Source organism: Pseudomonas brassicacearum subsp. neoaurantiaca (assembly GCF_013608025.1).
Classification (GTDB): domain Bacteria; phylum Pseudomonadota; class Gammaproteobacteria; order Pseudomonadales; family Pseudomonadaceae; genus Aquipseudomonas.
This window is the reverse complement of the sequence record NZ_VDLV01000010.1, coordinates 59,188-72,577: the sequence shown is the minus strand read 5'-3', so window position 1 is coordinate 72,577 and position 13,390 is coordinate 59,188. Positions and strand designations below refer to the sequence as shown.

The window sequence follows — 13,390 nt, the reverse complement described above, 5'->3', positions numbered from 1 at the left end:
TGGCGGTTCACGCCGCTTTCGGTGGAAATTTCGGTGCGTGCAAGCCCAGTTCCCGGCTGCGTTTGACCATCCCCATGATGTCTTCGTGGGCCAGGTCGAACAGGCGCTTGAGTTCAGGCAGCACGAAGTACACGGGTTGCAGGATGTCGATGCGATACGGCGTGCGCATGGCTTCCAGCGGATCGAAGGCTTGGTGCTCCGGCTCGTCCGACAGGGAGTACACGGTTTCCTTGGGCGACGAAAGAATGCCGCCGCCGTAGATGCGCCGGCCTTGCGAGGTTTCGACCAGGCCGAATTCGATGGTCATCCAATACAGGCGGGCGAGGTAGACGCGTTCTTCCTTGGAGGCTTGTAGGCCGAGTTTGCCGTAGGTGTGGGTAAATTCAGCGAACCAGGGGTTGGTCAGTAGCGGGCAGTGGCCAAAGATCTCATGGAAAATGTCGGGCTCTTGCAGGTAATCCAGTTCTTCCCTCGTACGAATAAACGTTGCGACGGGAAACTGCTTGCTGGCAAGCAATTCGAAAAACGTCTGGAAGGGGATCAGCGCCGGCACCCGGGCGACTTGCCAGCCCGTAGTTTCGCCGAGGACTTTGTTGATTTCCCCCAACTGCGGAATGCGGTCGTGGGGCAGGCCCAGCTTGTCGATGCCGTCCAGGTATTCCTGGCACGCACGGCCCTCGAGGACTTTGAGCTGGCGGGTGATCAGCGTGTTCCACACCGCGTGTTCTTCGGCGGGGTAGTGGATAAAACCTTGCGCATCGGGCTCGCGGGCCACGTACTGCGTCTGCTTCATGCTGCTCTCCTGCTGATTTACTGGTTTGTTGTTATGTCCAGCGATGCATTAGAGATAACTCGAAGCAGCGGTGTTCGCAGCAGGCTGTCCTGGCGTCCGGCGGTGCGTAAGCGCAAATATCGTAAAGTTTTCGTTACGTATCTCGGCGCGGTACGGTGTTCCAGGCATTTTTTGTTGGGAAACCTCCTACAACTGTCACATAATCTTGACGGCTATTTGCGCCGCCATGCAAAAAACCTCATGGCGAGCAACCGGTCCGCACCCTGTAGGAGCTGCCGAAGGCTGCGATCTTTGATCTTGATCTTTTCGCTTGAGATTTAACAGCCTGCGAAAAGATCGCAGCCTCGCTTCGCTCGGCAGCTCCTACGGGCGGAAGCAAGCTTGCTTGCCACGGATTTCCAACAAACATCGGGCCTCTTATGCGTATCAAAGTCCATTGTCAGAACCGCATCGGCATCCTGCGGGATATCCTCAACCTGCTGGTGGAATACGGCATCAACGTCGCCCGAGGTGAAGTGGGGGGCGAGCATGGCAACGCGATCTACCTGCACTGCCCGAACCTGATCAACATCCAGTTCCAGGCGTTGCGTCCGAAATTCGAAGGCATTGCCGGGGTATTCGGCGTCAAGCGCGTAGGCCTGATGCCCAGCGAGCGTCGGCACATGGAGCTCAACGCCTTGCTCGGCGCCCTGGAGTTCCCGGTGTTGTCGATCGACATGGGTGGCTCCATCGTCGCGGCCAACCGGGCGGCGGCGCAATTGCTCGGGGTGCGAGTGGACGAGGTCCCGGGAATCCCGTTGTCCCGCTACGCCGAGGATTTCGACTTGCCTGAGTTGGTGCGCGCCAACCAGTCGCGGATCAACGGGTTGCGGGTCAAGGTCAAGGGCGACGTGTTCCTGGCCGACATCGCACCGCTGCAATCGGAGCACGACGACAGCGAGGCCATGGCCGGCGCGGTGTTGACCCTGCACCGCGCTGATCGGGTGGGCGAACGCATCTATAACGTGCGTAAGCAGGAACTGCGCGGTTTCGACAGTATTTTCCAGAGCTCGAAGGTTATGGCAGCGGTGGTCCGGGAGGCCCGGCGCATGGCGCCGCTGGACGCGCCACTGTTGATCGAAGGCGAAACCGGCACGGGCAAGGAACTGCTGGCCCGCGCGTGTCACCTGGCGAGCCCGCGCGGGCAATCGCCGCTGATGGCGCTCAATTGCGCCGGGTTGCCCGAATCCATGGCCGAGACCGAGCTGTTCGGCTACGGCCCTGGCGCCTTCGAAGGGGCCCGGGCCGAAGGCAAGCTCGGGCTGCTGGAACTGACGGCGGGCGGGACGCTGTTTCTCGACGGGGTTGGGGAAATGAGCCCGCGCTTGCAGGTGAAACTGCTGCGCTTCCTGCAGGACGGATGCTTTCGCCGCGTAGGCAGTGATGAAGAGGTGTACCTGGATGTCAGGGTGATCTGCGCGACCCAGGTCGATTTGTCCGAACTCTGTGCCCGAGGCGAATTCCGCCAGGATTTGTACCATCGGCTGAATGTGCTTTCCCTGCACATCCCACCGCTGCGGGAATGCCTCGACGGGCTGGCCCCGCTGGTCGAGCATTTTCTCGACCAGGCCAGTCGCCAGATCGGCTGCCCTTTGCCAAGGCTGGCACCGGCGGCGATGGACCGTCTCAGTCACTACCACTGGCCGGGCAACGTCCGGCAGTTGGAAAACGTGTTGTTCCAGGCGGTTTCCCTGTGCGATGGCGGGACGGTGAAGGCCGAACATATCCGCCTTCCGGACTACGGCGTACGCCAACCCCTCGGCGATTTTTCCCTTGAGGGTGGCTTGGACGAGATCGTTGGGCGTTTCGAGAAAGCGGTGCTGGAACGTTTGTATTCCGAGCATCCGAGCAGTCGGCAACTCGGTAAGCGGCTGGGGGTTTCTCATACGACCATTGCTAATAAGCTGCGTGAGTATGAGGTGGGCAAGTCCGAATTCTAGATGGTATGGGATTTGCTATATCCCGTCCTGTCCACGCTTTTTCTTATTGGGTGGCGATTTTTTGACAGGGCAAAGCCCGGTTTCCGCCGCGTGGTGAGGTTCAGGATGCAAAAGAAAATAGCCGTGGTGCAGTCGAATTACATCCCTTGGAAGGGCTATTTCGACATGATCCACAGCGTCGATGCGTTCATCCTCTATGACGATGTGCAGTACACCCGTAACGACTGGCGCAACCGTAACAAGATCAAGACTGCCCAAGGCGAGCATTGGCTAAGTATCCCGGTCAAGACAAAGGGCCGTCTCGGCCAGTTGATCAATGAAGCCCAGATCACCAGTCCGGATTGGGCCCCGGCGCATTGGAAGACAATAGAGCAGAGCTACCGCCGCGCGCCATGCTTCGCCCAGATGGAGGCGCCTATCCGTGCGCTCTACGAACAGGCTGCCGAGTTCACCCATCTGACCCGCATCAATCAACTTTTCATCGCCGGCTTATGCCCCCTGCTGGGGATTCACACGCCACTTTACCGTTCCGAGGAACTGGGTGGCGCAGAGGGCAGGAACGAGCGCCTGATTCACCTGTGCAAGACCCTCGGTGCCAACGAATACCTTTCCGGTCCTGCGGCCAGTCACTACCTCGACGAAGCGGCCTTCGCTGCGAATGGGATCACGGTGTCGTACATGAGCTATGCCGGTTACCCCGAATATCCGCAGGTGTATGGCGACTTCCAGCATGCGGTAAGTGTCATCGACCTGTTATTCAACACCGGCGCGGATGCATCGGCTTTTCTGAAGAAAGGGGCTGCCTGAGCGGGCCTTGCGACACCCCTGATTGATTTGATTCTGGAGATTGCACCCGATGTCGAACCTCGCGCAGCTGGACGCTTACTCGCACGAACAGGCGTTGGCGCGCCTGCGGCTGATGTATGCCAAGCCCGAACACCCATATTACTTCCTGGCACCGGCATACCGTGAGTCGTCGTCGGGCGTCGTCTCGCTGCATTACCTTTGCCATATGCTCAATCTCAGTGGTCGTGAGGCTTACATCTGTGGCACCGAAGTGGTCAATCCAGACCTCAAGACGCCAGTGATCACCTCCGCAATCAAGCAGCGCCACATAGCATCGGGCAAGGTGCCGATCGCGGTTTACCCCGAAGTGTTTCCAGGCAATCCGCTCAACTGTCCGGTCGTGGCGCGTTTCCTGTTGAATTTCGAGGGGTTTCTCACCGGCAAAGGCATGAACGCCGCGCCCACCGATTTGTTGTTCTATTACGCGGCCCGGCTCGCCGAGCACCGTGGTGACCTTGCCGGCGACCTGTTGTGCCTGCCGGCGGTCGATATCGAAATGTTTTCGACGGTGGGCGCTGGCGCCGTGCGCAAGGGCAGCTATCTCTACCAGAACCGCCACCCGTTGGATCAGGTCGACTACTCGCTGCTGCCAGCGGATGTTCGTCTGCTGAGCATGGCCAATCCTGTATCCCTGCCTGAGCTGGCCGAGCTACTGCGCAAGGCAGAGGTGATGTATTCCTATGAATGGTCGATGACCTGCGTAATGGCCGTGCTGTGTGGATGTCCGGTGATATTCATTCCGGGACATGGCGTCGACCAGCCGCTGCTCGACACCAGCTTCTTTGGCAGCGTCGGCTTTGCCATGCTTGATCAGCCGGACGCGCTGGATCAGGCCCGAGCAAGCCTTGATGACGCCCTGCCACGTTACGTTGAACGCACCGCGTCGTTCTGGCAGCAGCTGGATGTGTTTATCGCCAAGACCCAGGCGACGGCTGCCCGAGAGGCCGTCGGTAACCGTCTGGGTGTGCTGGACTGGTTGCGTCAACGCTACCCGTTGGCGCAGCAGTTGCGTTTGATCAATGAACGTTTGGCGAGCTCGGCGGCGCCGAGCTTCACTGTCCTGGTCCGTGATGACGGCAATCGATTGGCGCTGGCGCACACCCTGGACAGTCTGGATCGACAGTTGTACCAGCGCCTCCATGTTTGCGTAATGGGGGAGGCTGATCCCGGGCGTGTCAATGTCCAGTGGTTGGCGTGCGATCCCAAGCAGCCGGTGGAAGCGATCAACGGCTTGCTCGCCAGCACCCAGACCGACTGGTTACTGCTGGTCGAGGCGGGCGAAGAGCTCACCGCTGCGGGGCTGCTGATGATGGCTCTGAATCTGCTCGATGCGCCTGACAGTTGTCTGGCGGTGTTCGCCGACGAGGCGTTGCGTATGGGCGGGGTTGTCAACCTTTCGTTGCGGCCCGACCTCAATCTGGATTTACTCCTGGCGTTTCCCTCCAGCCTTTCCCGTCATTGGATGTACCGTCGTGAGGTGCTGATGCGCCTGAGCGGTTTTGACAATGGCTGCGGTGGCGCCTTCGAGTTGGCTTATCAGCTGCGCCTGATCAGCGAGCAAGGCATGGCGAGCATTGGCCATGTCAGCGAACCCCTGCTGATCGCCAACGAGCTGCGGCAGTCGGCATGCGCTGATGAGCGCGCCGCCATCGACGCCCACTTACAGGCGCGTGGCTATGGCCAGGCCCAAGCGATAGCACTGGAGCCAGGTCGTTATCGTGTCGATTATGGGCACGAGCGACAGGCCTCGGTCAGTATCCTTATCTATCTGGAAGGGCAGTTGGATAATTTCCAGCGTTGCCTGGAAAGTTTGCTGATGCAGACTGACGCTGTGGATTTTGAAGTCTTGCTGATCGAGCCGGGCGCCGATGACCCCGCATTACTCGAGTGGCTGGGCTTGGTCGAGTCGATGGGCGAAGGCCGGTTCCAGGCATTGCGTTTCATGCCGGGACAGTCTCGTGCGGCCATGTGCAACGCGGCGGCGCAAGACGCGCGGGGTGAATACCTGCTTTGGCTCGATGCGCAAAGCGTTGTGCTTGAGGCGGGGTGGCTGCAAGCATTGCTTAATCATGCCCAGCGCCCGGAAATCGGGGCGGTGGGCGGCAAGTTGCAGGATAGCCAGGGGCGTGTGCGCCAGGCCGGACTCGTATTGGGACTTGGGGGCATTGTCGGCGGGGCTTTCGGGGGGTTGTCAGCTGAGGCTGCGAGTGACATGGGGCGGCTTGGGCTTGAGCAGAACTGTTCCGCGGTGGGCGGCGAATGCCTGATGTTGCGTCGAGCGCTGTTCCTTGAGGCCGGCGGCTTCGACATCGATCCATTGCTGGCGCCCTGGACACACGTTGATTTGTGCCTGAAGTTGCAGCGGGCAGGTTATCTGAACGTCTGGACGCCCTACGCACGTATTTTGATGGACGCTGTGTCAAATCTGCGCGCCAGTAGCGAGCAGGAGGACGCCATGCTGGCGCGCTGGTTGCCGCAGTTGGCCCACGACCCTGCCTACAACGCTAATTTTTCATTGCGCGCCGGCGAAGGTTTCTCCCGGGAAAATTCGGACCTGTGCTGGTATCCGTTGCAAGGCAGCGTACCGAGGATGCTGGTTTGCGTCACCGATCAGCAGGTAGCGGCCTATTCTCGACTGGTTCAACCGTTCAGTACCTTGCTTGAAGCGGGGCAGGTCGAAGGCGTGGCGGTTTCGAGTCTGTTGTCGCCGGTAGAAATAGAGCGCCTGGCGCCGACTACCGTGGTGTTGCAGCGTCCTCTGGATGACGCCGGGCTACTGGCCCTGAGCCGCCTGAGGGCGTTCTCCAAGGCGTTCACGGTCTACGATCTGGACGGGTATTTGCCGGAAATGGACTTGAAGGTTGATTGCTCCGCCGAGGAACTGCTGGAGCGCCTGCGGTTCGGGATGCTGCAGGTCGATCGGGTACTGGTCCCCACGCCTGCGCTGGCCGAACTGCTGCAAGGCCAGCACGACGACATTCGCGTGCTGGAAGCCCGGCTGCCGGCCGCGTGGGGGCGTGTGCAAGGCAAGCGACGCGTGGGGGCCAAGCCGCGCCTGGGCTGGCTGGGCGGCAAGGATACCCAATTGCTGGCCGATGTGGTGCCTGCGTTCGCCGGCGAAGTGGATTGGGTGGTGCTGGGTGACTGCCCCGCGGCGTTGCAGCCTTTCCTGAAAGAGCAGCACCCCAATGTCCCCCAGCAGCAATTGGCAACGGCCCTGGCCGCGTTGAACCTGGACCTCGCGCTTGTGCCCATGGCGCACTCCCTCGGCAACGCCTGTTCAGGTGACTTGCGTGTCTTGCAGCATGCCGCATGCGGACATCCGGTCATTTGCAGCCGGGTGCCCGGTTTCGTCGGGGGCGAGGTCTTGCCGCTGACGCGAGTCGATAACCAGGCGCAAGACTGGGTCAGGGCGATTCGCTTGCATCTGGAAGACCGTGAAGCCTCTGCGACGCTGGGGGACGCCTTGCAATCGACCGTGCGGACACAATGGCTGCTCGAAGGCGAGCGCCTGGAGGCCTGGCGACAAGCCTGGCTGCCTGATTGATCCGTACTGACTATTACTTTTGCCGCGCAGCGGAGTGCATGTGACATGAGCAACGATCTGGATACGTTCATCGCCGCCTACAGCGACAGCTTTGGCTACGCGTATGACAACAACATCATTCTCAATTGGTATCCCCAGCGCATCATGGCGCTCTGCACCCAGGCGCAAAGCTTGCTGGAGCTTGGCGTTGGCCATGGCTTCAGCACCCATCGCTTTTCGCAGTTTTTCCGCGAACACGTGGTCATTGATGGCTCCGCCTCGGTGATCTCCCAGTTCAAGGCCCAGTACCCGGACAATGCGGCCGAAGTCGTCGAGAGCTACTTCGAGACGTTCGACACCGACAAGCGTTTCGACCTCATCGTGATGGGGTTTGTGCTGGAGCATGTCGAGGATCCACAGGTCGTGCTGCAACGGTTCAAGCATTTTCTTGCGCCGGGTGGCCGCTGCTTCGTGCTGGTTCCCAATGGCGAGTCGCTGCATCGACGGTTCGGTCACGCGGCTGGACTGTTGGGCGACATGATGGCGCTGGGCAGTGGCGATCTGGAACTGGGCCATGTGCGCAGCTACTCGCTACAGACCCTGACCGCTGAACTGGAAGCCGCCGGGCTCCAGGTCGTGCGCAAGGAAGGTGTGTTCCTCAAGCCCTTCACCACCGGACAACTGAAAGCGTTGAACCTGGGGGCGGACATCGTCCAGGCCATGTGCACTGTGGGCATCGATTATCCGGAGCTCAGTTGTGCGCTGATGTTTGAAGCAACAGTCGCCCCGTCATGAAAAGCCTCGTAATTGGCAGTACATCCGTCATCGGCGGTGCGGTCGCCCTTGCGTTGTCGCGCCTTGGCGAAGTCAAGTTGGCGGGGCGCCGGGATGCCGATATTGCCTTTGACTTGAGCCGCCATGAGCCTTGCGCTTGCGACGAGCGCTTCGACGTCGTCGTGCTGGTCGCTGCCGATTTCGGCGGTCGCCAGCCGGACGACCTGGTGCGCGCCGAACAGGTCAACAGCGTCGGTACGTTGGCGGCCTGCCGCTTGGCTGAACAGTGCGGGGCGCGTCATTTCATTCTCCTGTCGTCGCGTTCGGCCTGCGACCGGCCGACGGATCCCTACTTCGGCATCTATTCGCTGTCCAAGCGTCATGCCGAGGAAGTGGCGAGCCTGTATTGCCAGGAGCGCGGCCTGACGTTGACGGTGCTGCGCATCAGCCAGGTCTACGACAGCGGCGAGCAATGCCGGCCTCATCAACCTTTGTTGTACGCCATCGCGGACAAGGCGCAGGCGGGGCAAACCGTCGAGTTGTATGGTCGCAATGACGCCAGGCGCAATTACCTGCATTTGAGTGATCTTGCCGAGGTCTGCGCGCGGCTGGCGGAGAAGGGCATTGCTGGGTTGTACAACTGCGGCCACCCCGAATCCCCCCGTCTTTCGGAAATCGCCCAGGCCGCCTTCGAGGCGTTTGGCCAACCGTCGGCTGTGCGCTTCCTGCCGGAGAAAAGCGACATTCCTGATCTGCCTCCTTTCGACCTCGCGCATGAGCTGTATGAGCGAATTGGTTTTATCCCGCGAATAGACGTTCGCCGGGGCTTCGAATTGATGAGGGCGCACCGGGAGAGCTTGTCATGAAGACCGTCATGGTGACTGGCGTAGGCGCCATCATGGGTTATGGCCTGCTCAAGTCGTTGCGTGCGGCGGACCCGTCCGTTCGCCTGGTTGGCACCGATATCTATGATGATGCGGTCGGTCGCGGCTGGAGCGATGTGTTCGCGCAAGCTCCGTTGACCGCCGACCCGGGGTACGGCCAATGGCTGGGCGATACGCTGGCGCGGCACCACGTCGATTTGCTCATTCCCGGGATCGAACAGGATCTTCACTGGCTGTCAGACCACCGCGCATTATTGGCGGAGTCTGCTTGTCAGGTCGTGCTCAATAATCAGAACCTGATCGAGCTTTCCAGGGACAAGTGGGCAATGGACCAGGCATTGGTGGCGCTGGGCGATGCCAGTCGCATTCCCAGCCTGCTGTCGGGAGATTTTCACTCGCTCAAGGCGGCCTTGGGCCTGCCGTTCCTGCTCAAGCCACGCCGGAGCTATGCCTCCAAAGGGCTGGTCTGGGTTCGCGAGGAGGGCGATTTCATCCCCCACGCCGCGCTGCTCGGTGAGCACCTCATGGCGCAGCCGATTATTGGCAGCGCGGCCGATGAGTTTACGGTGGCGGCGTTTGGCGACGGTCGAGGCGATACGGGTCCAATGATTGCCTTCCAGCGCAAGCTGGCTTCCGATGGGTCCACCGCCAAGGCTTGGGTATACCAGGATGATTCGCTGGACGACGTGGTCGCCCGGTTGTGCCGTGCCTTCAAGCCGGTAGGGCCGACCAACTTGCAGTTCCGTCGTGGCAAGGACGGCTCATGGAGCCTGCTCGAGATCAATCCGCGTATTTCCTCGACCAGCTCGATACGTCGCGCGTTTGGCTACAACGAGGCCGCGATGTGCCTGGATTATTACCTCGACGGCAAGACGCTGGCCCGGCCAACCATTCGCAGTGGTTTCGCTGTTCGTTATATAGAGGATTTCATTGTCTATGATCGGGATCATTTCTGACGTACATGGCAACTACAGCGCCCTTCGAACGGTGCTTGCCAAGCTTGATGCGCTCGGGGTGTCGCGGATCATCTGCCTGGGCGATACCGCCGGTTACTACAGTCAAGTCAATGAGTGTTGCGACGCCCTGCGCGAGCGAAACATATTCTCGGTGATGGGCAATCATGACTGGTACCTGGCCAGGAATGAGCGATGCCCTCGTTCCAATAGCGCCAATGTCTGCCTTGACTATCAACAGCGGGTCGTCACTTCGCAGAACCTGGCTTGGCTGGGATCGCTCCCGGAGCGCTCCACAGAGGATGGACTGAGCGTCGTCCATGGTGGCTGGAACGATCCGCTGGACGAGTACCTGCGCCCCTCACAGGCGTACTTTGCACCGTTGCCCGGCCAATATTTCGCATCGGGTCATACCCACGTCCAGCACCTTTGGAGCGGCGAGGGCAAGGCGTACTGCAATCCCGGTTCAGTTGGCCAACCACGTGATGGTGATCCCCGGGCAGCTTTCGCCACTTGGGATGGCGAAGCGTTCAACCTGCACCGGATTGAATACGATATCGGTGAAACCCAGCTCGCCATGAAGAGTGCCGGCTTTACCCCTTACTTCTATGAAAACCTTGATATTGGCAGCCAGATCGGTGGGCGGATCAGTGCGGTTTGAGGTTTTTTGCTGTGTGCTACTCACTACCATGCCCGCCCAGGGAAGTTCGCAATGAGCAAAGAAACGATCCTCTTCAACCGCCCGTTCATGACCGGCAAGGAGCTGGACTACATTGCCCAGGCCAAGTTCGGCAACATGCTCGCCGGTGATGGTCCGTTCACCAAGCAATGCCATCGCTGGCTGGAGTCGCACACAGGCTGCAACAAGGCGTTGCTTACCCATTCATGTACCGCAGCGCTGGAAATGGCGGCGTTGCTGCTGGACATCCAGCCTGGCGACGAAGTCATCCTGCCTTCGTTTACCTTCGTCTCCACGGCCAACGCTTTTGTGCTGCGTGGCGCTGTGCCGGTTTTCGTCGATATACGTCCCGATACCCTGAACCTGGACGAGCGCCTGATCGAGGCGGCGATTACGTCGCGGACCAAAGCTATAGTGCCCGTCCACTATGCCGGCGTGGCCTGCGAGATGGACACGATCCTGGCGATTGCGCACAAGCATGGGCTGGCGGTGGTGGAAGACGCTGCGCAAGGCGTGATGTCGACTTACAAGGGGCGGGCGTTGGGCAGCCTCGGCGACCTTGGGGCGTTCAGTTTCCACGAAACCAAGAACGTCATTTCGGGGGAGGGCGGGGCTTTGCTGGCCAATAACCCTGTAATGGCATTGCGTGCTGAGATCATCCGCGAAAAAGGTACCGATCGCAGTCGATTCTTCAGGGGTGAGGTAGATAAATACACCTGGCAAGAGGTGGGTTCCTCGTTCCTGCCGGGAGAGATGACCGCGGCCTTCCTCTGGGCCCAGTTGGAAGAGGCTCAGTCCATCACCAATCGCCGCTTGGCAATCTGGGATCACTACCATGGCGCTTTGGCAGAGCTTGAGCTGCAAGGATTGTTGCGTCGTCCGATAGTGCCTGAAAATTGCCAGCACAACGCTCACATGTATTACGTGCTGCTGGCCCCTGGTGTCGAGCGCCAAGTTGTTCTTGAAAAACTCAAGAGCCATGCCATCTACGCGGTGTTCCACTACGTACCGCTGCATTCGTCGCCCGGCGGAGTGCGGTATGGGCGTGTGCACGGCTCAATGGAAATTACCGATGGCTATTCCGAGCGTCTGTTGCGATTGCCGCTATGGCTCGGTTTGACGAACGAACAGCAAGACCGGGTGGTCGATGTGCTCGGCGATGCGTTGGCGGCGCTTGCCACCTAGCGGCATAACTCCGCCGGTTTTTCGACTTCGACATAACGCATCCACACCCTGCGCCGCCCCGGGACCCTTTATTTTCCGGGGCTTGGCCCGCCAGAAAAAAGTTGGTCTGCAATTTGCTTAAGGCTGTGCAACACAGCAGTGGGCGGCAAACGTCCGGCATGCAGAGGAACGACAGTGGACAAGTACCTTTATGTGGCAATGACCGGCGCCAGCCAGAACGCACTGGCGCAGCGGGCCCATGCCAACAACCTGGCGAACATTTCCACCAACGGTTTTCAGAAAGACCTGGAGCAGGCACGTTCGATGCCGGTGTTCGGCGACAGCTTTCCGGCGCGGGCGTTTGCCATGTCCGAGCGGCCTGCCACTGACTTCACCCCGGGAGCGCTGGTGCAAACCGGTCGCGACCTGGACGTGGCGGTCAGCGGGCCGGGCTGGATGGCCGTGCAGAACCCCGACGGCGGTGAAAGCTACGTGCGCACCGGCAGCCTCAATGTTGACGCCCTGGGCGTGCTGCGGGCCGGCAACGGCATGCCGGTGATGGGCAATGGCGGTCCGATCGCCGTACCACCGGAGCAGAAAATCGAAATCGGCCAGGACGGCACCATCAGCATCCGCGCCATGGGCGAAGGCCCGCGTGTGATGGCTGAAGTGGACCGCATCAAGCTGGTCAATCCTGACCTGAAGAATATGACCAAGGGCCTGGACGGTTCGATCCGCACCAAGGACGGCCAGCCGGCGCCCATCGATGCCAACGTGCAGTTGGTGTCTGGGTTCCAGGAAGCGAGCAACGTCAACGCCGTGGATGAGATGACTTCGGTGCTGGCCCTGGCCAAGCAATTCGAGCTCCACGTCAAGATGATGAACACCGCCAAAGAAGGCGATGAAGCCATGGCTCGGGTCTTGCAGATCTAATCATTAATTACAGCGCTGCGCCGAAAAACAGGCGTACGAGGAGAATCGAATGCTTCCGGCTCTATGGGTTGCCAAAACAGGTCTGTCCGCCCAGGACACCAACCTGACCACCATTTCCAACAACCTGGCGAACGTTTCGACCACGGGTTTCAAACGTGATCGCGCCGAGTTCCAGGACCTGCTGTACCAGGTAAAACGCCAGCCAGGCGCCCAGTCGACCCAGGACAGCGAACTGCCGTCGGGCCTGCAAGTGGGTACCGGTGTGCGCATCGTCGGCACCCAGAAGAACTTCAACGCCGGCAGCCTGCAGACCACCGAGCAGCCGCTGGACATGGCCATCGACGGTCGCGGTTTCTTCCAGATCCTGCAGCCGGACGGCACCACGTCCTACACCCGTGACGGTACCTTCCACCTCGACTCCAACGGCCAGATCGTCAACGCCAGTGGTTTCGCCTTGGAACCGGCCATCATCATCCCGAACGATGCCCAGACCTTCACCGTGGGCCGCGACGGTACCGTGTCCATCACCGTGGCAGGCAACCCGGCCTCCCAAGTGATCGGCAACCTGCAGACCGCCGACTTCATCAACCCGGCCGGCCTGCAAGCGGTGGGCAACAACCTGTTCCTGGAAACCGCCGCCAGTGGCGCGCCGCAAATCGGCACGCCTGGCCTGAACGGTTTCGGCACCACACTGCAGAACACCCTGGAAACCTCCAACGTGAGCACGGTCGAGGAGATGGTCAACATGATCACCACCCAGCGCGCCTACGAAATGAACTCCAAGGTGATCTCCACCGCCGACCAGATGCTCTCGTTCGTCACGCAGAACCTGTAATCGCGTCGCAACATTCGTCATTAC

11 protein-coding genes are annotated in these 13,390 nt (G+C 60.3%); 10 read left to right on the top strand and 1 reads right to left on the bottom strand.

The genetic code is table 11. The features are described from left to right. Nucleotides 1-7: 7 nt before the first annotated feature. Nucleotides 8-838, bottom strand: coding sequence for a phenylalanine 4-monooxygenase (gene phhA / locus FHK92_RS07120; RefSeq protein WP_309109598.1), 831 nt, complete (start codon nt 836-838; stop codon nt 8-10). A gap of 374 nt (nt 839-1,212) precedes the next feature. Between phhA and FHK92_RS07115 the strand changes: the two genes are divergently transcribed. The 10 genes from FHK92_RS07115 to flgG all read left to right on the top strand — a co-directional run bounded on the left by FHK92_RS07115 (nt 1,213) and on the right by flgG (nt 13,366). Next, a complete protein-coding gene (locus FHK92_RS07115) occupies nt 1,213-2,772 on the top strand; it encodes a sigma-54-dependent transcriptional regulator (RefSeq protein ID WP_181287445.1) in 1,560 nt (519 codons plus the stop codon). Between the two features lie 105 nt (nt 2,773-2,877). Then, the gene (locus tag FHK92_RS07110; protein ID WP_181287444.1) at nt 2,878-3,579 is read left to right on the top strand and encodes a WbqC family protein; all 702 of its coding nucleotides are present in this window, start codon (nt 2,878-2,880) and stop codon (nt 3,577-3,579) included. A gap of 49 nt (nt 3,580-3,628) precedes the next feature. Then, nucleotides 3,629-7,165 (top strand): glycosyltransferase, encoded by a 3,537-nt coding sequence (locus tag FHK92_RS07105; RefSeq protein ID WP_181287443.1) that lies wholly within the window; start codon nt 3,629-3,631, stop codon nt 7,163-7,165. 45 nt (nt 7,166-7,210) lie between these two features. Continuing rightward, complete coding sequence (locus tag FHK92_RS07100) at nt 7,211-7,939, top strand: class I SAM-dependent methyltransferase (RefSeq protein WP_181287442.1); 729 nt, start codon at nt 7,211-7,213, stop codon at nt 7,937-7,939. Further along, nucleotides 7,936-8,784, top strand: coding sequence for an NAD-dependent epimerase/dehydratase family protein (locus tag FHK92_RS07095; RefSeq protein ID WP_181287441.1), 849 nt, complete (start codon nt 7,936-7,938; stop codon nt 8,782-8,784). Before FHK92_RS07100 ends, FHK92_RS07095 begins: the two co-directional genes overlap by 4 nt. Then, complete coding sequence (locus tag FHK92_RS07090; protein WP_181287440.1) at nt 8,781-9,758, top strand: ATP-grasp domain-containing protein; 978 nt, start codon at nt 8,781-8,783, stop codon at nt 9,756-9,758. Before FHK92_RS07095 ends, FHK92_RS07090 begins: the two co-directional genes overlap by 4 nt. Then, nucleotides 9,739-10,416 carry a metallophosphoesterase family protein gene (locus FHK92_RS07085; protein WP_181287439.1) on the top strand — a complete coding sequence of 226 codons (678 nt, stop codon included), beginning with the start codon at nt 9,739-9,741 and terminating at the stop codon, nt 10,414-10,416. Before FHK92_RS07090 ends, FHK92_RS07085 begins: the two co-directional genes overlap by 20 nt. A 51-nt stretch (nt 10,417-10,467) precedes the next feature. Then, nucleotides 10,468-11,619, top strand: a complete 1,152-nt coding sequence (gene rffA / locus FHK92_RS07080; protein ID WP_181287438.1) for a dTDP-4-amino-4,6-dideoxygalactose transaminase — start codon at nt 10,468-10,470, stop codon at nt 11,617-11,619. A 174-nt stretch (nt 11,620-11,793) separates the two neighbouring features. After that, nucleotides 11,794-12,531 (top strand): flagellar basal body rod protein FlgF, encoded by a 738-nt coding sequence (locus tag FHK92_RS07075; protein ID WP_144928307.1) that lies wholly within the window; start codon nt 11,794-11,796, stop codon nt 12,529-12,531. A gap of 49 nt (nt 12,532-12,580) precedes the next feature. Then, nucleotides 12,581-13,366 carry a flagellar basal-body rod protein FlgG gene (gene flgG, locus FHK92_RS07070; RefSeq protein ID WP_030141115.1) on the top strand — a complete coding sequence of 262 codons (786 nt, stop codon included), beginning with the start codon at nt 12,581-12,583 and terminating at the stop codon, nt 13,364-13,366. Nucleotides 13,367-13,390 lie beyond the last annotated feature (24 nt).